Here is a 19,191-nt window from a genome sequence, read left to right as displayed (position 1 = left end):
CGAGTGCCGGCTACCGGTGCTAACCGTCGTGGCCGGTGCCCCATACGCTAGGACCTCCCGTGCGCTGGAGGTTCAAGAGGTTGTGACGCAGGACACATGGAGCATCGGTGAGCTCGCGGCCGGTTCGGGGGTTCCGGTGAAGACCCTTCGCTACTACTCGGACAGCGGTCTGCTGCCCGTGGCCGCCCGCAGCGCGGGTGGTCACCGGCGCTACGGTTCCGATGCGTGGGAGCGGATACGGCTCATCAGACGCCTGCGGGCGCTGGACACCCCGATCGCGACCATCACGCAGGTGGTCACCGGTGAGAGCTCGCTCGGTGAACTGGTGGCGGGCGAGCTCGAACTGGTGCAGGAACGGCTGACGGAACTGCGATGGCGCGAGGCCACGCTCAAGTCCCTGGACGACTGTGCGGGCGAGGAACGGCTCCGGCGTCTGGAGATCCTCTCCCGCGTGCAGCGGCTCCCGCAGGCACACCGCACCCTCACCGACCACTGGCATGGCGAACTGTCCGGAGCCATGCCCAAGCAGCGACTGGACATGATGATCGCCATGCTGGCGCCGGCTCCGCCGCAGGATCCCGACGCCGCGTCGGCTCTCGCCTACGCCGAGCTCCACGTGCTCATCTCCGCCCCCAGCTTCACCCGTTGGACACGGGACTACGATGAGGAGATGAGGGACGGCCCGGCCTTCTACGCGGAGATCGACGAGGCGGCCGCCCTGACGGCCGCTGCCTTGGCGCAGGGACTGTCCCCCCGTGCCGGGGACGCGGTGAACGCCTTCGTCTCCGCCCACGCACGGGCCCGGCGGGAGTCGGACGCTCCCGCCTTCCGCGCGTACCTGCACGGGCTCGTGTCGAGGTCCTCCGGCTTCGACCCGCGCCTGGAACGGTATTGGGGCCTCGTCGGAACCGCCACACGAGGCCGTGTGCTGAACATGACGGTGGCCCACCGCTGGCTGACCGACGGGCTGGCGATGTCCATGGCCGGTCCGGCTGGACCGGTCGCGGGGGTCAGGGGGGTCGCGGGGGTCGCGGGCTAACGGTCCCCGCGACCGGGGGCCGGCTTGGTCCGCGGTCGCGGGCGTTCGCCCTGTGGCCAGAACAGGACCAGGTACTCGACCGGCTCGCCCTGGCCGGCGTTCGCCACCCGGTGCGGGGTGCGGGTGTCGAACTCGGCGACCTCCCCGGCGGCCAGGACGAGATCCTGGCCGCCCAGCGCAAGCCACAGCCGCCCGTACAGCACGCACAGCCACTCGTAGCCCTCGTGGGAAACCTGCCGGTGTGAATGGGTGCGCCGGTGACAACGGGTGGGCGTCGGCAAGGGTGTGAGTGCTCTCCCTGCTCATGGGGCGCAGCGGTAGTGATCATGGCTGTCACGAGATGACCAAGCTGCTGTTGTCGGACGCCTATCACGAGGAGGGGCGGCTGCCATGGGCGTGCCTGTTCACACCGACCCGGCGGCTCAACGCGCCCATGTAGCGGCAGGCCGCCCCGTACCGCCTGCCGCCGGCTGCATCGACGGGCGTTCCCCGGCCGGGGAGCGCCACGGCAGCCCCGGGTCAGCCGCCACCCGAGTTAGCCGAGGCCGAACCTCCGGAGAACCAGGTCGAGTGGGACCGCGGCTCATCGCGCGTGCTGTGCTCGGTGCGCAGGTCCACCACGACCGCGGCCGGGCCGAGTAGGGCCTCCAGCGCGTCGGCGAGCCGCTGCGGGTCGCCGCCGAACGGGAGCGGGTCGAGCCGCTCCCGGCCGTCCCGCAGGACGAGTTCCAGCGCGAGCGTGGAGACGGCCGGCTTGCGGTCCCCCTGGTACGGCTCCACCACCTTGTGCGTCAGCCGCACCTCGCGCAGGGTGTCGACGGGCAGCCAGTCGTCCGGCCCGGCACCCCGGACCAACCGCAGGGACGCGGGCACCCCGGCCGGCGCGAACTCCACCCGCAGGATGTCCCGGGCCCGGGAACAGGCCAGCGCCAGCCAACCGAGCAGGTACTCCAGCCCGGCGATCACCCCCACCACCACGAACACGGTCGACGCCCGCGCCCCGGCCAGCGCCATCCAGAAGGCGACGACCAGGGTCGGCACGCCCAGAGCGAGCGGAGCGAACAGCGCCGACCCCGCCGAGGTCAGCGCGTTCCGCGCCGGCCCGGCCGGGCCGGCGCGCAGGACCAAATCCGTCGAGTCGGGGCCTTGTCTCAGCAAGGGATCGGTGGCCATGCCTCCAGCGTAGGACCGGTCCGCAAGAGCGCCTCGACCCCATTCGGCCGATGAGACACAACTTCTGACGCCCCGTATCCCCCAGCCAACGGGCGCGGCGGTCTCTCAGGGCTCGAACCACTGCGTCGCCCTACCCGTCCTGCACACCTGGGCCGCTGCCGGCCTGAGCCTGCGCGAGGTCACCCGCGATCACATGACGACCGAACCAGGTAACCGCCACGGTCACCAAGCCCGCGGCGTCCACCACCCGCCTGCCGCGCGCGTCTTGGATCTGGTGGAGGGCTCCTTGAAGGCGGTCGCTGGGCAGCGGGGTGGGGAGCCGGACAGGGTTGGACGGGGAGAGTCCTGCCATGGGGTTGTGGAAGATCATGTAGGGGCCACCCTTGGCCCGGTACATGCGGACTCCGTTTATCCCCGCACTGAGCGTGTCCCCCGCTGGCCATGTCCCCCAGCAGAGCCGCCGGAACAGCTGAGGGTATCGCGGACGGCGCGGACCCTGGTGTCGTATTCGACACCACTGAACAGTACTGCGACGTGGTCAGCATCACACCCGATCAGGTCAGATGTGCTCCAGCTCGGCGACGGCGGTGGCCCGTGTGCGGACCCGAGAGGCCCGCCCGGGTGAATGCGGCCACTTCTGGACGGCGCCGACGGGGCCGTCCACCCTCCGGGCCGGCCGCGGGGTCTCGCGTTCTGGACTCAAATCTCGCCAACCTGAGGCTCGTTCCGGGCCACACCCTTGACGGCCGCAGCCCGGAGGAGAAACGTCACCCGCAAATCCGCGCAATCACCTGGACAAGGGAGACGGCCGTGACGCTACGGTTCGGCGGGATGGACCCCAACACCACCGGCGGCGGCTCGCCCACCGTGTGGGTGGACGACGAGACGCGGGAGCTGGTGATCCAGGGGTGGGTTCCGAGCGAGGAGTTGCTGGCGAAGATCAGCACGACCGAGTGGGTACCGGGCCACGACACCGGCATACCCGAAGGCGAGAACGTGACCCGTATGCCGCTTCGTATGGCCGCGATCCTGAGGAAGGCTCTCGATGACGCAGAACGCGCCGGACTTCTCTGAACTCCTGGGCTCCGCCCGGCACACGGCAGCCCACCTTGAGATGCGGGACGTCTACAGCGTGGGCGAGGAGATCGCCACCTTCGACCGGTTCCTGGCCACCGGCGAGGCAGACCTGGACCCGGAGTCCCCGCTCTGGCTGGGCTGGACGCCGATCGCCCGCGAGGCTGTCGGCCGGGGCGTGGCCATGCGACGGGCCCGGATCGTCTCGGAGCCGGTCACCGACTACATCCGGTACGAGCACGCGCTGACCCCCGTCAACATCGCGATCGGTGAAGACGTCCGCTGGCTCCCTCGCCGTCGCGCGTCGGACATCGCCTTGCCAGGGAATGACTTGTGGCTGATCGACAACCGCCTGGTCATGTTTCATTTCTGGACCGGTGAAGGCGACTGGGCCGGCCACGAGTTCACCGAGGATCCCGCTGTGGTGAAGATGGTCACCGATGCCTTCGAAACGGTGTGGGAGCGCGCCGTCCCCCACACCGAGTACACCGTCTAACCCGACCCGACGGCCCTCCATGCCCTCCTCCCCCTCCTCTCGTGCGCAGGCGGCCCGCGAAGCCCTCGCCGTGCGCCTGGCCCACATCCGCAAAGACGCCGGTCTCACCGGGCGGGAGCTGTCCGCCCGGTGCGGCTGGCATCCTGCGAAGACGACCAGGATCCAGAAGTCCGAGATGGCGCCCTCGGACGCGGACATCCGCGCCTGGTGTGCCGTCTGCGGCGCCGAGGACCAAATCGGCGACCTGATCGCAACCTCCCGCGTCGTGGACTCCATGTACCAGGAGTGGCGCAAGCTGCACCGCAACGGAATGCGCACGGCCCAGGAGGACTGGACCACCCGGCATGAGCAGACCGAGCTGTGTCGGGTGTACGTGTCGAACGCTGTGCCGGGATTCCTCCAGACCCCCGCGTACGCCACAGCGCTCATGCAGGCGATCACTACTTTCCAGGGCACCCCTGACGACGTCACCGAGGCGGTAGCCGCCCGCGTCGCACGCTCCCGGTTCCTGTACGAGGGCGGTCACCGCTTCGTCGTGGTCATGGAGGAGTGGGTCCTGCGCGCCCACTTCGGCGGTTCGGAGACGATGGCCGCACAGCTTCGCCACCTCCTCACGGTGCAGCCCCTTGCGTCGGTTTCGCTGGGCATCATCCCGATCACCGCACAGCGCGTCATCTGGCCGCTGGAGGCGTTCTACCTCTTCGACGACCGCCAGGCCGCCGTCGAAACCCTGACCGCCGAGATCAACGTTTCTCAGCCCCGTGAACTCGCGGACTACGCGAAGGCGTTCGCCGGCCTGGCGAGGATGGCCGTCTACGGCGATGCGGCGCGGGCCCTGATCGAGAACTCGATCGACGCCTGCGGGTGAGATTTCGCAATTACGCGCAACTGTATTGAGGCCAACTCACATCCTTCCCTACGGTGATGGAACGTCACTCGGGGTGGTCATCAGCCCCCGGGTGACTCCCCAGCAGCGGGCCGCCGGGCCCTGACGCCGTGCGGCCCGCTGCCCTCCACAGCAGGCAAGGAGTGACGTCCCATGCCCCAGCAGCCTCTCCCGCACAGGCCATTGGCCCGCCAGCTCGCCGACCAGCCCGCCGCGGGGGACAGCGAACGTGATAGCCCCGACCTGAGCCCCGGCCTGCTCGCCCGCTCGGATCAGGGCCTTGCCCGGTTCGCGGCCAGTATCGAAGACCAGCCGGACGACGACCGCTGACCGTGGACCGCTTACCCGGCCGCGACCCGTGGGGCTGGCGTCAGCAGCTAGCTGTCCTGCTCTACGTCCTGGCCGTCAGTGTCCTCGTCATCACGCTCGCCATCGCCGGGACCCCCCGCTCATGATCTCCTCGCCCCGGTGATCTCGCAGGCTTCAGCGGTGGTGGGGGCACTACTCCGCCCGACCCTTCCCGGCAGTTGGCGCGGGCGGAGTCGGCGCCGGGAGCTCTCGTCCCCCATGCACCCCCGGCGTCGTCCACGCACCACTCGAACATGATCGAGAGGAGCACCATGCCCATCCTCCTGCCGTTCGCTGCACCCCGCACAGACTGGACCGCGCTCCGTAACTTCGACGCCCTGTATGGACAGTTCCGCGTTTCTCTCACGCCCCGGTGCAACGTGGCCTGCTGGTTCTGCCACAACGAGGCCGATGTCCCCCCGCCCCTCACCCGCCGCGACCGGACCCAGCAGCCGCGTACCCGCCACTACGGGGCCGACGAGTTCCTGACCGTCATCAACGCCATGCAGGACGCCGGACTGCGGCGGGTGTTCTTCACCGGCGGGGAGCCGCTGACGTCACCCCTCGCCCGTGACGTCCTGACCGGGCTGCGGCCGAGCGGCCCCGACAGCTCGTACACACTGATCACCAACGGCACCCAGGTCCGCACCCACCAGGAATGGCTCGCCCAGACACCGCTCGACACGGTGAAAGTGTCGCTGCACTACTTCTCCGACGAGTCGTTCAAGGCCATCGCCGGGACCCGCATCGGAATCGACTGTGTCCTCGACGGCATCGAGGCAGCCCGCGAGATATTCGAGCATGTCGAGCTGAACTGTCTTCTTCAGAAGGAGAACGCGCACGAGGTCCGCGACATCCTCACCTTCGCCCTCGACCGCCGCATGCCGGTGCAGTTCATCGAGCTGGTGGGTACCGACTTCAACGAGGACCGCGCCAAGTCCGCGGTCCCCGCCGACGACACCATCAGCTACCTGCGGACCCTGACCAGAGACGAGCGGACCGAGATCGCCGGGGTCGGCCAGGGGCGCCGCGTCTTCACCGTGGACGGGGTGGAGATCGACGTCATCCACCGCGACCTCGGCCGCCACCACGTCGGCCAGTGCGGCACCTGCCCCGTCCGCCCGAAGTGCGTCGAAGGATTCTGGGCCCTGCGCGCCGACCACGCCGGCGGCGTCCAGCCCTGCCTCCTTCGCGACGACCTCCGCCTAGACATCAAGCACCTCCTGGACGCCCCGGCCCGCCTCGCCGAGGCCGTCGCCGGACACGTCACGGCCTTCACCGAAGGGACCCTGTGAATCGCATCGCGCTCCTGCCTGCCGCCTTCGAACCCGCCCCGTACGACGAGTACCACGACGCACCCTTCGTTGCCCTGGAAAGCGTCTCCGGCGTCGGGAAGTCCACGCTGACCGCCGAGCTCGCCCACCGCCTGAACGGGACCGGCCTCCACACCCTGGCCCCGCCTCACTCCCGCTGGTCCGACGAAGCCCATCGCATGCGCCCGCTGCCGAACCTGGCGTTCTACCTCTCCGGACTCCTGCACGTCTCCGACCGCATCCGCCGCGCCCTGGCCATCGGCCCCGTCATCGCCGACCGCTACGCGTCCTCGGTCACCGCCTGCCAGGCCGCGATCCACGGCGTCGACATCGCCGAAGTCGATCGCATGATCGCTCCGTTCCGGCCTTACCTCGTCACCCCCGACCACACCTTCTACTTGCGGTGCTCCGAAGCAACGCTGCGAGAGCGCATGGCCGTCAAGGGCGACACCAAGCAGGACGACACCGACCTCTTCGCCATCCCCGGCCGCCTCAAGCAGCTCACCGCGAACTTCGAGGCCGTAGCCAAGGACGACTCCACCGCGATCGTGCTGGACACCGACGGCCTCACCCCTGGCGACGTCGCCGACCTGATCACCGCCCACCTGGAGAGCCACCGTGCTTAACCCGATCGACACCGACAGGGTCATCCGCGACGGCGGCGCCATCGGCCGCTTCCCCGACGAAATCCATCCCGGCGTCGCCTGGTGGATGGCGGCATGCTTCGTCATGACCACCCGCGCCGACCGCCTCGCGGTCGCCCACGACGGCAAGGCCGCCACCGCCGAGTTCTTCGACCGCATGTGCCTGGGCGCCATCAACGTGCAGCACTACGCATGCCTCGTCCTGGACCGGGGGGTCGCCGGCCAAGGCGAACTCCTCGCCACCATGAAGGAGCTGGACCGCGTCCCGGGAATGCGCGTCACCTCGGACCAGGACATCGTCACCATCACCCTCTACGACCGCGACGGCAACCCGCTGACCGAACCTACCGGCCTCCTCGTCATCCGCCGTATGATCGCCGAGGACCGTGTGCCGATCCCCGTCAACGCCGAATGCAAGGGCCGAATCCAGAGCTACGTGGAGGCGGCCGGGTGATCAACGTCGCCGACATCATCGAGTCCGGCACGAGCATCCTCTTCGTCACCCTGGATTCCCTCCGGTACGACGTCGCCCGCGCCACCACCCACGCCGGCCGCACCCCACACCTGGCCAAGCTCCTCCCCGGCGCCCAGTGGGAGGAACGCCGCACCCCGGGTAGCTTCACCCTCCCCGCGCACATGGCGTTCTTCTCCGGCTTCCTGCCCAAGCTCCCGCAGCCCGAGCAGCCCCCGCGGCTGTGGGAGTGCCGCCCGCCGGCGTTCAAGGAAGTGGACCCCGCCACCTTCGTGTTCGACGCACCGAACCTGCTCACCGGGCTCGTCCAGCACGGGTACCGCACCGTGTGCGTCGGCGGCGTCACCTACTTCTCCCGCGAGACCCCGCTCGGCTCCGTCCTCCCGGATCTGTTCGATGAAGATCACTGGCGCCCGGAATTCTGCTCCCCCGAACCCGACTCCACCCGCCACCAGGCCGACGAAGCCCTCGCCCTCGCCCGCAAGTACGAGGACCGGCCGCTGTTCCTGTTCGTCAACATCTCCGCCACCCACGTACCCCACGGCCACTACCTCGGCAACAGCGTCGACAACTGGGCCTCACAAAGCTCCGCCCTCGCCTACGCCGACGAACACCTCGGCCGCCTGGTCGCCAGCCTTACCAGCACGAAACGCTGGCTCGTCATCATCTGCGCCGACCATGGCGACGCCTTCGGCGAAGACGGTTACCACGGCCGCGGAATCGCACACCCCACAGTGATGAATGTGCCGTTCGCCGCCATGCTGCTCTAGTCCTCACTACGCTCGAACCATGGACGCACACCCCGAAGAAATGCGCTCCGCCGCCGTGGTGGTCGCCCGCGACGAGCACGGCCTGGTCGCGCTGCTCACCTCCCGCTTCCCCCGCCACGGAGGCGACTTCCTGTTCTTGCCCGGCGGACGCATGGAGGCCGGCGAAGACCCCGAAGCCTGCGCCCGCCGTGAGCTGCGCGAAGAGGCCGGGATCACCGCCTCCTCCTGGCGCCCGCTCGGCGCGTACGCCATCACCCTCGGCACCACCGCCCGCATTCACCTCTACCTCGCCGAAGGACTGACTCTCGGACCGCAGGAGCTGGAACCGTCCGAAGTGGACTTCAAGCTCACATGGTGGCCTATGGCCGACGCCATCACCGCAGCCACCGAAGGCCGCTTCCTCCTCCAAGGCGGACCCCTCGCGCTCCTCCTCGCCGACCGGACCCGCGCCTGACCCCGCAAACAACGCCGGCTACGTAGGGCATCGAGCAGTTGCGTCAGCGCCTGTCCGCAAAGATGCAGCGGACCGACCCGGACGCCCCGCCGCCGCTTGAGGCTCTGTGCGATGACGTATTGGACATGCTTGGCCCGGGCGATCGGGACGACGACGTTGCTCTCCTTGCTGCTCAGTTCGAAGGCATGACTTCAGAGTGATTCGAGGACGCGCGTATCCCGCCCTGCCTCGGGGACGAACCGCAAACTCGGCCAGTAGGCAACCCGGTGCGGAAGTCGGGATGGAGGCTTTCACGACGACTCGACGGAAACGTCGGCGCTGGGCGGGGGGAGGTGGCGGAGGTCGGTGGTGAAACGGGGGAGGGCCTCGATGGTGGGCACGGTGGTCTCCTCCTGGCAGCACGACGGCGGGCCGTCCAACGCGGGCGAGGGGCTGCAGGCCCCGGTGCCGTCGTGACCGAGCCTTCCGGGAGGAGGGTCGTCCGTCGGGGTGATTCCTCTCGCCGCCTCATGCGAGTCAGGCGGTGGCCAGTTGGGAGGGATGTTCGGATTGAAGGTGTGGGTGAGCGGCCCAGACGTCGCTCGCGTTCTGTGAGACCGTCGGTCGCGGCGGGACGGCAGCCGTCACACGCGCCGTTCGCAGCCGCGGCCGACAACATCCATTCGGGCCACGCCACACGGAAAATGTGCCCTCGCCGGAGGCGCGGCGTACCGCGCGGCCGTGAGCGGGGTCGGTGGGTGGCCGCCGCCTCCGCAACCTGTACGACGCGCCACGTACAGGCTCCCCATCGACCTGCCTCCCCACGGCCAACCCACTGGTCTGGGCGGAGCGGTGAGGCTAGTGACCTGAGTCAGAGATTCGGTGGCAGTAGGCGGCGACTTTGTCGAGGATCTCGTCAGCGGTCTTCGTCCAGACGAAGGGCCTGGGCTGGTCGTTCCAGTCGGTCAGCCAGGCCCGGATGTCGCGTTCGAGTGCCTGGACGGATCGGTGGACTCCACGCTTGAGTTTCTTCTGTGTGAGCTCGGCGAACCACCGCTCGACCAGGTTCAGCCAGGACGCACTCGTAGGCGTGAAGTGCAGGTGAAAGCGCGGGTGCGCCAGCAGCCACTTCTTCACGTCCGGCGTCTTGTGGGTCGCGTGGTTGTCCAGGATCAGATGGACCTGGAGACCGGCCGGGACTTCCTTGTCGAGCTTGGCCAGGAACTTCTTGAACTCGACGGCCCGGTGCCGTCGGTGCAGTGATCCGATCACCTTGCCGGTCGCGACTTCGAGGGCTGCGAAGAGGGTGGTGGTGCCGGCGCGGACGTAGTCGTGGCTGCGGCGCTCTGGAACACCGGGCATCATCGGCAGCACCGGCTGGGACCGGTCCAAAGCCTGGATCTGCGACTTCTCGTCCACGCAGAGAACCAGGGCCTTCTCAGGCGGATCGAGGTAGAGACCGACGACATCGCGGACCTTGTCAATGAAGAACGGGTCCGTCGACAGTTTGAAGGTCTGCGAACGGTGCGGGGCGAGCGCGAACGCCCGCCAGATCCTCGAGACCGTCGACTGCGACATCCCCGTCGCCGCGGCCATCGACCTCGTCGACCAGTGGGTCGCGTTCTTCGGTTTCTCCTCGAGTGTCCTGACGATCACTCGCTCCACATCGGCATCGGTGATCTTCCGCGGTACACCCGGCCGGGGCTCGTCACACAGACCGTCCAAGCCGTGCTCCAGGAAGCGCCGCCGCCAGGTGCGGACCGTGTCCGGAGCGATCCTCAGCCGACGGGACACCTCCATGATCGAGTAGCCGTCTGCGCACTCCAGCACGATCCGCGACCGCTGAGCCAGGGCCTGGGCCGTCGAACGACGACGTAACCAGCCCTCCAGCACAGCACGCTGGGCATCGGTCACCGACAACGGCGGAATCTTCGGACCCGGACGACTCATACCCGAACCAACGACAAACCTCAGACTCAGGTCACTAGTCCCAAGTCTCCGGTCCGCCGCCGCCCCGTTCGACCAGCGGGGACGCGCTGATCTGTTCCGGCTCCCTGTCCAGGCCGGCCCGCCGCAGGAACTCCTGGAGATCCCGCATCGAGCAGGCGAGGCCGAGGATGGTCGAGCTGGCGTGCACCCGCCGCCCACCGGTGGGGTCGGGCCTGGTGATCAAAAACGTGACGAGCCGGTACCTGCCCGGCAACCGGGGATGGACCAAGGTCAAAAGACGCGACACCACCGAGGCGATCATCGGCGCCATCACCGGAACCCTCACCCGCCCCCAACTCCTCATCCTCGGCCGCCACGACACGACAGGCCGGCTGCGCACGGTCGGCCGCACCGTCACCCTGCGCCCGGATCAAGCCCGCCAGGTCGCCGAGCACCTGACCCCGGCAGGCCCCGGGCATCCGTGGGCCGGGGTTCGCTTCGCGTCCGCGTGGGGATCCCGCGACGTCCTCGACGCGGTCCTCGTCCGCCCCGAGCTGATCGCCGAGATCAGCGCGGACCGGGCCGTCGACCACGGCGGCGTCCACCGCCACCCCGTCCGCTTCAAGCGGCTGCGCCTGGACGTCTCGGTGGAGGACGTGGCGGGGTTCGGGCCCGGTCCGGCGGCTGCCGCCGGCTGAGCCGCCGATGTCCTCAGCGCGCGGTGAGAAGTCACCGGCCGGGTGCTGCTCGGTAACGAGCCGATTTCGGCGGTGTTCATCGGCCCGATTCTCACCGGAGTTGTCACCGACTTCATCACCGCCCGGTTCCGGGGGTAATGGAGGGGCTCGGCGCGAGTGAGGCGGTCCTGGTCGTGGTCGTCGGGACGGAACCGGTGGCTTGCCCAGTCGTTGGAAGGCCGGGACACACACCGTCCCGGGGCTCACCCGAGTGCTCCCGGGGCGGCCCCGGGTCCTGACACCTGACACGTTCTGCCCCCGCCTGATCTGCACCGGGGGCGGATGTCACCGCGCGCGGCGGTGTCAGTCTCAGGTGCCAGGACCACCCCCCTGGCGGGACGTCGGGCCGGCGCTCGCGCGTCCCGGCCGGGGCCGTCGCCAGCGCGTGGTGGGCAAGCCGGGCTTGCCCACGCTTGGGCAAGCCCGTGGTCGCCCTGCCCCGCTCCCTGCGATGGACCTCGTGGTGCCCCCTGTGGTGATGGTCTCTGGTCCGGGTGGCGGCGTGAAGTGCCCGCCGACCAGCTGACCTGCGGAAATGAAACTCACCGGTTCTGTAATGGTGACTACGAAACTGGTGAGTTCACCGGTCCGGTCGACTCACCGGTTCCGGCGGGGCCGGGCAAGCCTCGCCGGCCGCCGCCGCTCGGGGTTGTACCGGAGGGGGGCTCCACGGTTGCTTGGAGAGTTGCTCTTGGCGGGGACCGGGAGTGGGACCGGGGGTGGGACCCATCAAAGTAGATGATCTTCTATTTCCCCAGGTCAGGGCCGTGAGTAAGCCCCCTTTGTGCGATCGCCCTCCCAACAGACGCCGTTACGGGGTCACTGACGGGAGTTCCTTCTCCGGCACAGCCATGACGAGTCCCGAGCTGACGGGACGCTTGTCGTTGACAAGAATGAGCCGGTTCCCGGCCCAGGTATCGAGCTGGTCGCATGCCCAGGCGGGGTCATAGGCTGCCGTGGGCAGCTGGGGTATGCGTTTTCGACCGGAGTCATCGAGTCGGTACGGAACCTCGAAGGCCGTGTTCCAGTTGTCCAGGTTCACGCCAAACCGATCTTCCGCTTCTGCTGGGCCGATGCCCAGGTACGGGGCGATCTCCGCCCAGGAGCTGCCTCGCTCGCGCTCGTAGATCACGGCCGAGGTCAGGGCGCGCTCCGCGAGTTCGATGAGTTGGAATGCCTGGCTTACTCGGCCTCCGGGACCGGTGTCAGGGTCGTTCTCGGTGGCGACCAGACCGGCGGCGCCATCCGCAATGTCCACGGCGTGATCGCACAGGACGAGGCGGGCCAGCGCCTGGCGGGTAAATCGGGCACGGTCGGCGTCATAAGGGGTCGTCTCAGTCACCCCCACAGCCTTGCAGGCCGTATCCGCGGCGAGCACCCGATTTCCGCCTCGGACTGGCCTCCGTTTGACGGCTTAGCTGCATGAGGTGTCTTTACTCGTCAGCCGGACGAAGAGGTTGATCTGGCAGGACCGGCTTGGGCGGCCGGCCCTGCGGCGGAGCGTCCCTCACCCCCCGTACGCCAGAGGCCGCTCAGGAACCATTCCTGGCCCCATTGTTTTCAACAGGTCGCCCTGGCCCCACTGGATGGGCTGCGGGTGGGAGTGTGGCGTGATGGAGCGTGGGGCGGGGCCGTGGGTGTACGGGTGGGAGCCGGGGGAGCCGGCGGGGCCGTCGGCCGGGCACGGGTACGTCGAACTGGTGGGTGGCTCGCTCGATGGTCAGCTGCTCGACGTGACCGGCTGGACGGCTGCGGATCGGGTGGGAGGCGCGCTCCTGATCGCTGATCTCGGCCTGCACGGGCCGGGCGGCTATGCCGATTACGCCCCCGACGACGATGACGTCGGCGGCCCGTTCCGGTGGCGTGGCGACACGGCCTGAACCTCCGGCACCTTCCTCGGCGGAGGGGGGAAACATCGGGGGAATTATGGGGGGAACCTAGTGGGGGAAATGGAGGGGGAACCTAGAGGGGGAACCTAGTGGGGGAAATGGAGGGGGAACCTAGAGGGGGAACCTAGAGGGGGAACCATGGGGGGAGGCCGGCTTCGGTGATGTTCCGCGTTTTGGCTGGTCAGGTGCCGTTCTGCGGGTGGTGACTTTCCGGACTTTCTCTTTGTGGGTGGTTGTAGGTAGTTGATTGGTTGTTGGTTGGTGGGGTTGTGGTGGTGCTGGCTTCTGGATCTGTTTCGGTGGCTGGGTTTGGTCTGGGTTCGTCGGTGGGTTTGGCTTCGGGGTGTTGGTAGGCGGGTTGGGTTGGTGTGGGGTGGCTTTGGTTCGGGTCTGGGTTGGTGGTTGGGGTGTTGGCGGTTGGTTCGTTGGGTTGCCGTTCGGCTGGTCCTCGGTCTCCTGGGCGTCAGTGCCTTCGGTTGGGGCTGTAGGGCTTTCTGATCGGTGTGTGACGAGCAGTCGCAGCCGGGGCGGAGGGCTGTGTTGACGCGGGAGTTGGGCCTGGCGGATGGTTGAAACCGACCGGCCGTCGGGGTGTCCTCGCTTAAAGTTCTACTCATGAGTAACTTAAGTGGTGGTAGCGATACGAGCGCCGTCGTGGGCGCCGATGGGCTGCGGCGCGGCGTGCCCACCTTCGTCCTCGTCCACGGCGCCGGGAGCAACTCCTACGGATGGTCTTCCGTCCTGCAGGAGCTGGGCACGCGAGGGCACCGGGCGGTCGCGGTGGACCTGCCCGGGCACGGGCCGGGCGCCTACTTCCCGGTCTCTTACCAGAGCCCCCAGGACCCGGAGAGGCTGCGCACCGAGCCCTCTCCGATCGCCGCGGTGACACTGGAGGACTTCGCGGCGCACGTCGCCGACGTGGTGCGCGCCGTGCACCGCAACGGCCCCGTGATCCTGGTCGGCCAGAGCCTCGGCGGGGTGACGGTGAACGCGGTCGCCAACCAAGTGCCCGAGCTGATCGCCCACTTGGTGTACGCGTCCGCCTATTGTCCGACTCGGCATGCCTCGGTGACGCAGCTGATGACGACCCCGGAGGCGTCCACCAGCGCCCTGTTCCGTCTCCCGGCCGTCCCGACACCTCCGGAGCTCGGCATCAACCGGGTCAACTGGCGCTCGGGCGACCCCGCCTTCTTCGCGGCGGCGAAGGAGGCGCTGGGCAGCGACCTGCCGGACGCCGAGGTGCGCGCGCTCCTGAACACCCTGGAGCCGGACGAGTCCGCGGCGATCGGCACCGCCGACGCCCGGGGGCTTCCGGACAGGTGGGGGCGGGTGCCGCGCACGTTCCTGCGCTTCACCGAGGACCGCGCCATCCCGCCGGCGCTGCAGGACCTGATGATCCGGGAGGCGGACGGGACGACACCGCACAACCCCTTCCGCGTACGGTCCTTGGCCGCGCCCCACATCGGCCCGCGGGACGTGGCCGTCTGGGGGGACGAGCTGGAGCTGGTGGCCGGGATGTGCCACTGAGGTGACGGATCCCCGGGCGGGGAGGGGCCCCGCCCGGGGGGTGGTCCGACGCCCCCCTCCTGAGAGGGGTCCTCCCGCCAGTTGGTGGTGGGCTTGCCCTGGTGTGAGTGGGTGATCGCGGCGACCACCCGAGGGTCGGCCTGGCCGAACACCGACCGCTCCCGCTGCCTGCGGCCGTCGACGAGCCCCCACACTCCTTCCTCGCGGTAGCGGGCCCGCATCCTGCGCACCGCGGCCACGCTGACCGCATGGCCGGCCGCGGTCAGTTCGGCGGCCTTGGCCGCCTCCCGCTCGCCGAGCGAGTGCACGGCCGGGTCGTATCCGGGCCGGGGCGGCCAGTCCTGGCGAGGGCCGACGTGCCCGGTCTCGACTTCCAGGATGTGCCGCTCCCAGGCCAGGGCCTTCTCACGGACTTCGGTGCCGAGCCCGTCCAGCGGGCCGTGGACAGGTACTCGCCGGCGTGCGGAGTGGGGTTGGTCCAGGACGTCGAAGTCCGGAGCTCCGAGGACCTGGGTGAGCAGCAGGACCCGCACGCCGGCGTCTTCCTCGGCGAGCAGCCGGCAGCGAGGCCCGTCGAGGCCGGCCAGGACATGGATCCGGTCCTCGAACCGGATCCGGTCGCCGACCTTGACGACGTCCACCACCCGCTTCATCGTTGCCCTCCCAGGCGTCGTCCGGTAGGGCTGGCTGTCAGGAGGGTTTCCTCGTTCAGGGGACGGTTCCAGTCCATGGTCAGCAGGCTGTGCCACAGCTGGTGGTAGACGGCCGGGAGCGTCGCGATCGGGTCCCCGAGCCGGAGCGTCCCCGTGCCCAGCGCGGTGGGCACGGGGAATGCCCGCCGCAGCCGGGCGGCGGAAATCCCGACGGAGCACCGGGGATGCCGGTAGCCCGACCGCCACCGTGCGTTGGCCGTGACCACCGGATCCGCGGCAACCGCGAACCGGTGCTCCCAGCCTGCTTCCTGAGCACACGCTTCAACTACCCGGGCCCGGTCTGCGAGTCGCATGGAGGGGCCGCCGCGGCCGGGGCAGTCCACAAGGTGCAGCGTGCCGCCGGCCAGAGCCACGGCCAGGTCGGGGGCGTGGGTGACAAGCCTTCCGTGCTCTTCCCACAGGAACTCCACCGGCCGGCAGGCGATGCCCACCACCTGCGGATCCCGGTCGAGCAGCATGACCGCGTCCCGCATCGCAGCGCTCCCGTATCCGATGAGACGGCCGGTGGTCGCGGACCACCACCATCCCGGAGCCAGCAGCCGTCCGCGCCATACGGGGGAGCCGCGCACGGCCGGGTACTCCATGAGTCGGAGCTCCCCGGCCGTGGTCCGCCACGGCAGCTGGGCCATGCCCCCGTCGGGTCCCACGAATCGCACGCTCACATGAAGCGGATGCACCCCGCCCCCCTCTGTCGATCCAAGGCGAGGCCGAGGGCAGTCCGCTTTCTCCTTCAGTGGAGGGCGGGCCGACCTATCTGAGCAATTCGCAGGTAGGACGAACCACACGATGGGGTGAAACCTGCCAGAGCATCCCGAAGCCTCCCCTCCGGCTCTGCTACTGAGCTTTGCGGGTTGTCGTCGGGTGGTGACGGTTCATGATCCTTGCGGTATGCCGGTGGTATGCGTTATCCGGAGGGTGGGGGCCTGACCGCTGAGCGTCGGGCGTTTCGTGAGGGGATCCGGCTTGAGGCCGGTGTGCGGTTCGCGGCGGGTGAGAAGACCGTCGTGATCGCGAAGGATCTGCGGGTGAGTGTGCGGTCGGTGGAACGCTGGCGTCGTGCCTGGCGCGAGGGTGGTATCGAGGCCCTGCGCTCGACGGGCCCGGCCAACTCCCCGACTGTCACCGATACCCAGTTCACCGTGCTTGAGGAGGAACTCGGCAAGGGCCCGTCAGCGCACGGCTTCGAGGATGAGCGGTGGACTCTGGTCCGGGTCCAGACGGTGATCCGCCGCCGGCTGAGGCTGACGCTGTCGGTGCCGACGGTGTGGCGGCTGCTGAGACGGCACGGCTGGTCCTGGCAGGCACCCGCCCGCAGAGCCCTCGAACGGGACGAGCGCGCGGTCGAGCTGTGGAAGAAGGAGGTGTGGCCAAAGGTAAAAGCCTCGCGGCGGCGTGTGGGGGCTGGATCGTCTTCGAGGACGAAGCCGGATTCTCCATGACGCCGCCCCGCGCCCGCACCTGGGGCCGGCGCGGACACACACCCGTCATCCGCGTCCGCGGCCGCTCCCGCCGCCGGACCTCGGTCGCCGCCCTGTGCTGCTACAAACCCGGCGAGCCGAGCCGGCTCATCCACCGCCCCCGCAACCATCTCCTCCTCAAGGGCGCCCGCAAGAGCTTCTCCTGGCAGGACTACCGCGACCTGCTGGTACGGGCACACATCCAGCTCGGCGGCCCGATCGTGGTGGTCTGGGACAATCTCAACACCCACCTGGCCGCCGGACTGAAGCGGTACGAGGCCGAGCACGACTGGCTCACCACCGTCCGGCTCCCTGCGTATACACCTGACCTGAACCCTGTCGAGGCCGTCTGGTCACTCGTGCGCAGAGCGATGGCCAACACCGCCTTCGGCACACCCGACGACCTCGACCGGACACTCCGCCGCGAGTTACGCAGAATCCAGCTCCGACCCAACCTCATCGACGGCTGCCTCACCGCCACCGACCTGGTTATCACTCCACCGACCCCACCCTGAAATCCTCAGTAAGTCCGAGGTGGCACCGCAATGCCTGTCGGGGGATGAGGGCGCCAGCGTCGCCGTCTGTAAAAACTGGGAGCAGGGGTGCACTGCGCAGGTTCGCTGATTCACGCCAGTGCAGATTTTCAGCCGGGGTCTGGTTGTGACCGTCTTCTCGTGATCCTACACACTGCATCTGATGCCCGACGTACTTCTACCCCGTAGGGTGGGTCAGTACGGGCGGGATTCCGGATGCCCGCCCTCCTGTGAAGAAGGACTGCCGAATGGAATCCACGCCTCAAGAATTTCTGGCCGATCTCTATGGGTATGACCAGGATGCTCACTTCGACACGACCCAGCTCCGGGAAGGCCTGGCTCATCAGATACCAGCGGGCCGGCTCGACAAGTTCGTTGCCGCGGTCGAGGCGACGGGGGATCCTGCTGTCGATCTCGAAACGGCCACGGCATTGCTGGACGGCATCGGTTGAGCCCGGTGCCCCTTGCTGCTTGAGAGGTTTGTGTGCGGGTTTTCGGTCAGTGGCTGTGGTTCAGAGTGTGATGCGTGTCCATGTGTCGCCGCTGCGGAGCCAGAGGGCTCCGTCGCGGCCTTGGGTGCAGGCTCTGCCGATGGGTTCGGGGAGGGTCAGTTTCTCCTGTGTGGTGATGACCCAGGTGTTGTCGATGAGTTCTGCGTGGTTCAGTTCGATGCCGGGCCGGTTGTGGAAGCTGTGGGTGAGGATCATCCGGTTGCCTTGGACGGTGAGTCCGTCGATGTCCCTGATGGGGATTTTCCAGCTGGTTTCCTCTCTGGTCGTGGGATTGACGCGTGTGAGGAAGGCGCCTTCGGGGCTGTACCAGGCGTGCCAGGTCAACGTTCCCTCTGTGGTGCCTGCTAGAGAACCGAGTGGCAGCACGGGTAGGTGCTGCGGAGTCCATGTGTGGTCGCCGTCGGTGTTCCAGCGTGCGAGGCCGGCGCGGGACGCGGGGTGGTCGCCGTAGATACCTTGGTCGCCGTAGGCGGTCCAGATGCCTCCATCGCGGTCCCCGATGACGTATTCGACGCATTCGCCGAGGGATATGTGGTTCATCGGGTAGCCGCCGGGCGAGTACATGACGAAGTCGTGCTCCCGACTGTCGCTGAGTAGGAACCGGGACCATGAGAGGAGGACCAGGCCGCCGGTCGATTTGTTGATGGCGGGCAGGGTTGTGCGGTGTTCCACCCCGTCTTTGACCACGATTAGCAGGCGGTCGCACGTGGTGGTTACGCGCCAGCCGATCCAGCCTTTGAGGTAGGGGGAACGGTGCAGGTTCTGTTCCTGGACCAGGATCACGCCGAGTGCGCCGTCCGGTCCGATGTCCCACCACAGTGCTCGCCATCCGGCTTGGGCGTCTTTGGAGGAGAGGCTCCACACGATGGGCAGTCGGCGAGTGGTCATGGGCATGCACCTCAGGGACTCCGGGCCCCGACGGCACCCGAAGAGAGTGACATTACCCGGCGGGTCAGCAGCGGCCAACCCGAGAGCTCCGCACGAAAGGAGACGACCCGGATGATGGGCCCCGCCCGCGCCCGCATAGGGAGCTGGTTCTGGAGGCGGAGCCGGAAGGGCTCAGGGTGGGGGGAGCGAAGCGAACCCCCTCAACTCAGGCCCGCGAAGCGGGCCGTTCGGGCGAAGCCCGAACCAGTCCGAAGCGAAGCGCAGGACACCGGCCCGAAGGGCCGGCTTTGGCTCGGCGCAGCCGAGCCCGTCGAGCGCAGCGAGGCGGGTTCTCTCCTACGCGCTGCGCGCGTAGGAG

23 protein-coding genes and 1 pseudogene are annotated in these 19,191 nt (G+C 68.7%); 17 read left to right on the top strand and 7 right to left on the bottom strand.

Going from position 1 to position 19,191, the window contains the following annotated elements:
* The first annotated feature begins 82 nt into the window (after positions 1-82).
* Positions 83-1,039: a MerR family transcriptional regulator gene (locus NOD94_RS27620; RefSeq protein WP_281208831.1), complete on the top strand. Its 957-nt coding sequence runs from the start codon at positions 83-85 to the stop codon at positions 1,037-1,039.
* Here the strand turns inward: NOD94_RS27620 and NOD94_RS27615 are convergent.
* Together NOD94_RS27615 and NOD94_RS27610 are read right to left on the bottom strand one after the other, a co-directional pair.
* Positions 1,036-1,278: pseudogene (locus tag NOD94_RS27615) on the bottom strand (cupin domain-containing protein); the annotation flags it as partial. The gene NOD94_RS27620 and the pseudogene NOD94_RS27615 overlap by 4 nt on opposite strands.
* Before the next feature lie 280 nt (positions 1,279-1,558).
* Positions 1,559-2,212: a hypothetical protein gene (locus tag NOD94_RS27610; RefSeq protein ID WP_281208829.1), complete on the bottom strand. Its 654-nt coding sequence runs from the start codon at positions 2,210-2,212 to the stop codon at positions 1,559-1,561.
* Between the two features lie 810 nt (positions 2,213-3,022).
* Here NOD94_RS27610 and NOD94_RS27605 point away from each other — a divergent pair.
* The 10 genes from NOD94_RS27605 (at position 3,023) to NOD94_RS27560 (ending at position 8,669) form a co-directional block, all read left to right on the top strand.
* Positions 3,023-3,286, top strand: coding sequence for a hypothetical protein (locus tag NOD94_RS27605; RefSeq protein ID WP_281208828.1), 264 nt, complete (start codon positions 3,023-3,025; stop codon positions 3,284-3,286).
* Entirely contained in the window at positions 3,258-3,782 is a 525-nt protein-coding gene (locus NOD94_RS27600) for a DUF6879 family protein (RefSeq protein WP_281208826.1), read from the top strand. Before NOD94_RS27605 ends, NOD94_RS27600 begins: the two co-directional genes overlap by 29 nt.
* A gap of 19 nt (positions 3,783-3,801) precedes the next feature.
* Positions 3,802-4,650 (top strand): helix-turn-helix transcriptional regulator, encoded by an 849-nt coding sequence (locus tag NOD94_RS27595; RefSeq protein ID WP_281208825.1) that lies wholly within the window; start codon positions 3,802-3,804, stop codon positions 4,648-4,650.
* 171 nt (positions 4,651-4,821) lie between these two features.
* Positions 4,822-4,998 (top strand): hypothetical protein, encoded by a 177-nt coding sequence (locus tag NOD94_RS27590; protein WP_281208824.1) that lies wholly within the window; start codon positions 4,822-4,824, stop codon positions 4,996-4,998.
* 2 nt (positions 4,999-5,000) lie between these two features.
* Positions 5,001-5,123: a hypothetical protein gene (locus NOD94_RS27585; RefSeq protein ID WP_281208823.1), complete on the top strand. Its 123-nt coding sequence runs from the start codon at positions 5,001-5,003 to the stop codon at positions 5,121-5,123.
* 165 nt (positions 5,124-5,288) lie between these two features.
* The gene (locus NOD94_RS27580; RefSeq protein ID WP_281208822.1) at positions 5,289-6,311 is read left to right on the top strand and encodes a radical SAM protein; all 1,023 of its coding nucleotides are present in this window, start codon (positions 5,289-5,291) and stop codon (positions 6,309-6,311) included.
* Positions 6,308-6,955: a thymidylate kinase gene (locus NOD94_RS27575; protein ID WP_281208821.1), complete on the top strand. Its 648-nt coding sequence runs from the start codon at positions 6,308-6,310 to the stop codon at positions 6,953-6,955. Before NOD94_RS27580 ends, NOD94_RS27575 begins: the two co-directional genes overlap by 4 nt.
* Positions 6,948-7,427, top strand: a complete 480-nt coding sequence (locus NOD94_RS27570) for a hypothetical protein (RefSeq protein WP_281208820.1) — start codon at positions 6,948-6,950, stop codon at positions 7,425-7,427. The genes NOD94_RS27575 and NOD94_RS27570 overlap by 8 nt, the downstream gene beginning before the upstream one ends.
* Positions 7,424-8,215 carry an STM4013/SEN3800 family hydrolase gene (locus NOD94_RS27565; RefSeq protein ID WP_281208819.1) on the top strand — a complete coding sequence of 264 codons (792 nt, stop codon included), beginning with the start codon at positions 7,424-7,426 and terminating at the stop codon, positions 8,213-8,215. Before NOD94_RS27570 ends, NOD94_RS27565 begins: the two co-directional genes overlap by 4 nt.
* Positions 8,216-8,234: 19 nt before the next feature.
* Positions 8,235-8,669: an NUDIX hydrolase gene (locus tag NOD94_RS27560; RefSeq protein ID WP_281208818.1), complete on the top strand. Its 435-nt coding sequence runs from the start codon at positions 8,235-8,237 to the stop codon at positions 8,667-8,669.
* An 837-nt stretch (positions 8,670-9,506) separates the two neighbouring features.
* On the opposite strand, the gene NOD94_RS27550 is transcribed toward NOD94_RS27560, so the two are convergent.
* Both NOD94_RS27550 and NOD94_RS27545 read right to left on the bottom strand, forming a co-directional pair.
* Positions 9,507-10,598 carry an IS630 family transposase gene (locus tag NOD94_RS27550; protein WP_281208817.1) on the bottom strand — a complete coding sequence of 364 codons (1,092 nt, stop codon included), beginning with the start codon at positions 10,596-10,598 and terminating at the stop codon, positions 9,507-9,509.
* A gap of 34 nt (positions 10,599-10,632) precedes the next feature.
* A complete protein-coding gene (locus tag NOD94_RS27545) occupies positions 10,633-10,785 on the bottom strand; it encodes a hypothetical protein (RefSeq protein ID WP_348652357.1) in 153 nt (50 codons plus the stop codon).
* 28 nt (positions 10,786-10,813) lie between these two features.
* On the opposite strand from NOD94_RS27545, the gene NOD94_RS27540 reads away from it, so the two are divergent.
* On the top strand, positions 10,814-11,275 hold the full coding sequence (locus NOD94_RS27540; RefSeq protein WP_281208848.1) for a hypothetical protein: 462 nt from the start codon (positions 10,814-10,816) through the stop codon (positions 11,273-11,275).
* Between the two features lie 850 nt (positions 11,276-12,125).
* On the opposite strand, the gene NOD94_RS27535 is transcribed toward NOD94_RS27540, so the two are convergent.
* On the bottom strand, positions 12,126-12,656 hold the full coding sequence (locus NOD94_RS27535) for a hypothetical protein (RefSeq protein ID WP_281208816.1): 531 nt from the start codon (positions 12,654-12,656) through the stop codon (positions 12,126-12,128).
* Between the two features lie 271 nt (positions 12,657-12,927).
* On the opposite strand from NOD94_RS27535, the gene NOD94_RS27530 reads away from it, so the two are divergent.
* Together NOD94_RS27530 and NOD94_RS27525 are read left to right on the top strand one after the other, a co-directional pair.
* Positions 12,928-13,194, top strand: a complete 267-nt coding sequence (locus NOD94_RS27530) for a hypothetical protein (protein WP_281208846.1) — start codon at positions 12,928-12,930, stop codon at positions 13,192-13,194.
* 624 nt (positions 13,195-13,818) lie between these two features.
* Entirely contained in the window at positions 13,819-14,730 is a 912-nt protein-coding gene (locus NOD94_RS27525; RefSeq protein ID WP_281208815.1) for an alpha/beta fold hydrolase, read from the top strand.
* A 649-nt stretch (positions 14,731-15,379) separates the two neighbouring features.
* Here the strand turns inward: NOD94_RS27525 and NOD94_RS27520 are convergent.
* Complete coding sequence (locus NOD94_RS27520) at positions 15,380-16,090, bottom strand: TnsA-like heteromeric transposase endonuclease subunit (RefSeq protein WP_281208814.1); 711 nt, start codon at positions 16,088-16,090, stop codon at positions 15,380-15,382.
* A 252-nt stretch (positions 16,091-16,342) separates the two neighbouring features.
* On the opposite strand from NOD94_RS27520, the gene NOD94_RS27515 reads away from it, so the two are divergent.
* From NOD94_RS27515 to NOD94_RS27505, 3 genes are all read left to right on the top strand, one after another.
* Complete coding sequence (locus tag NOD94_RS27515; RefSeq protein WP_281208813.1) at positions 16,343-16,882, top strand: winged helix-turn-helix domain-containing protein; 540 nt, start codon at positions 16,343-16,345, stop codon at positions 16,880-16,882.
* Positions 16,879-17,415 (top strand): transposase, encoded by a 537-nt coding sequence (locus tag NOD94_RS27510; RefSeq protein ID WP_281208845.1) that lies wholly within the window; start codon positions 16,879-16,881, stop codon positions 17,413-17,415. The genes NOD94_RS27515 and NOD94_RS27510 overlap by 4 nt, the downstream gene beginning before the upstream one ends.
* A 266-nt stretch (positions 17,416-17,681) precedes the next feature.
* The gene (locus tag NOD94_RS27505; protein ID WP_281208812.1) at positions 17,682-17,885 is read left to right on the top strand and encodes a hypothetical protein; all 204 of its coding nucleotides are present in this window, start codon (positions 17,682-17,684) and stop codon (positions 17,883-17,885) included.
* A gap of 60 nt (positions 17,886-17,945) precedes the next feature.
* Here NOD94_RS27505 and NOD94_RS27500 read toward each other — a convergent pair whose 3' ends face one another.
* Complete coding sequence (locus tag NOD94_RS27500; protein ID WP_281208811.1) at positions 17,946-18,833, bottom strand: hypothetical protein; 888 nt, start codon at positions 18,831-18,833, stop codon at positions 17,946-17,948.
* Positions 18,834-19,191: the final 358 nt, after the last annotated feature.

The organism is Streptomyces sp. Isolate_45 (assembly GCF_024721315.2).
Taxonomy (GTDB): domain Bacteria; phylum Actinomycetota; class Actinomycetes; order Streptomycetales; family Streptomycetaceae; genus Streptomyces.
This window is presented reverse-complemented; position numbering and strand designations above follow the sequence as displayed.

Bases quoted from the DNA above. Each gene is read 5' to 3' on its own strand.
- NOD94_RS27595 (WP_281208825.1), top strand. From the start codon at position 3,802: ATGCCCTCCTCCCCCTCCTCTCGTGCGCAGGCGGCCCGCGAAGCCCTC.
- NOD94_RS27515 (WP_281208813.1), top strand. From the start codon at position 16,343: ATGCGTTATCCGGAGGGTGGGGGCCTGACCGCTGAGCGTCGGGCGTTT.
- NOD94_RS27580 (WP_281208822.1), top strand. From the start codon at position 5,289: ATGCCCATCCTCCTGCCGTTCGCTGCACCCCGCACAGACTGGACCGCG.
- NOD94_RS27590 (WP_281208824.1), top strand. From the start codon at position 4,822: ATGCCCCAGCAGCCTCTCCCGCACAGGCCATTGGCCCGCCAGCTCGCC.
- NOD94_RS27530 (WP_281208846.1), top strand. From the start codon at position 12,928: ATGGAGCGTGGGGCGGGGCCGTGGGTGTACGGGTGGGAGCCGGGGGAG.
- NOD94_RS27600 (WP_281208826.1), top strand. From the start codon at position 3,258: ATGACGCAGAACGCGCCGGACTTCTCTGAACTCCTGGGCTCCGCCCGG.
- NOD94_RS27550 (WP_281208817.1), bottom strand. From the start codon at position 10,598: ATGAGTCGTCCGGGTCCGAAGATTCCGCCGTTGTCGGTGACCGATGCC.
- NOD94_RS27500 (WP_281208811.1), bottom strand. From the start codon at position 18,833: ATGACCACTCGCCGACTGCCCATCGTGTGGAGCCTCTCCTCCAAAGAC.
- NOD94_RS27505 (WP_281208812.1), top strand. From the start codon at position 17,682: ATGGAATCCACGCCTCAAGAATTTCTGGCCGATCTCTATGGGTATGAC.
- NOD94_RS27525 (WP_281208815.1), top strand. From the start codon at position 13,819: ATGAGTAACTTAAGTGGTGGTAGCGATACGAGCGCCGTCGTGGGCGCC.
- NOD94_RS27560 (WP_281208818.1), top strand. From the start codon at position 8,235: ATGGACGCACACCCCGAAGAAATGCGCTCCGCCGCCGTGGTGGTCGCC.
- NOD94_RS27510 (WP_281208845.1), top strand. From the start codon at position 16,879: ATGACGCCGCCCCGCGCCCGCACCTGGGGCCGGCGCGGACACACACCC.
- NOD94_RS27610 (WP_281208829.1), bottom strand. From the start codon at position 2,212: ATGGCCACCGATCCCTTGCTGAGACAAGGCCCCGACTCGACGGATTTG.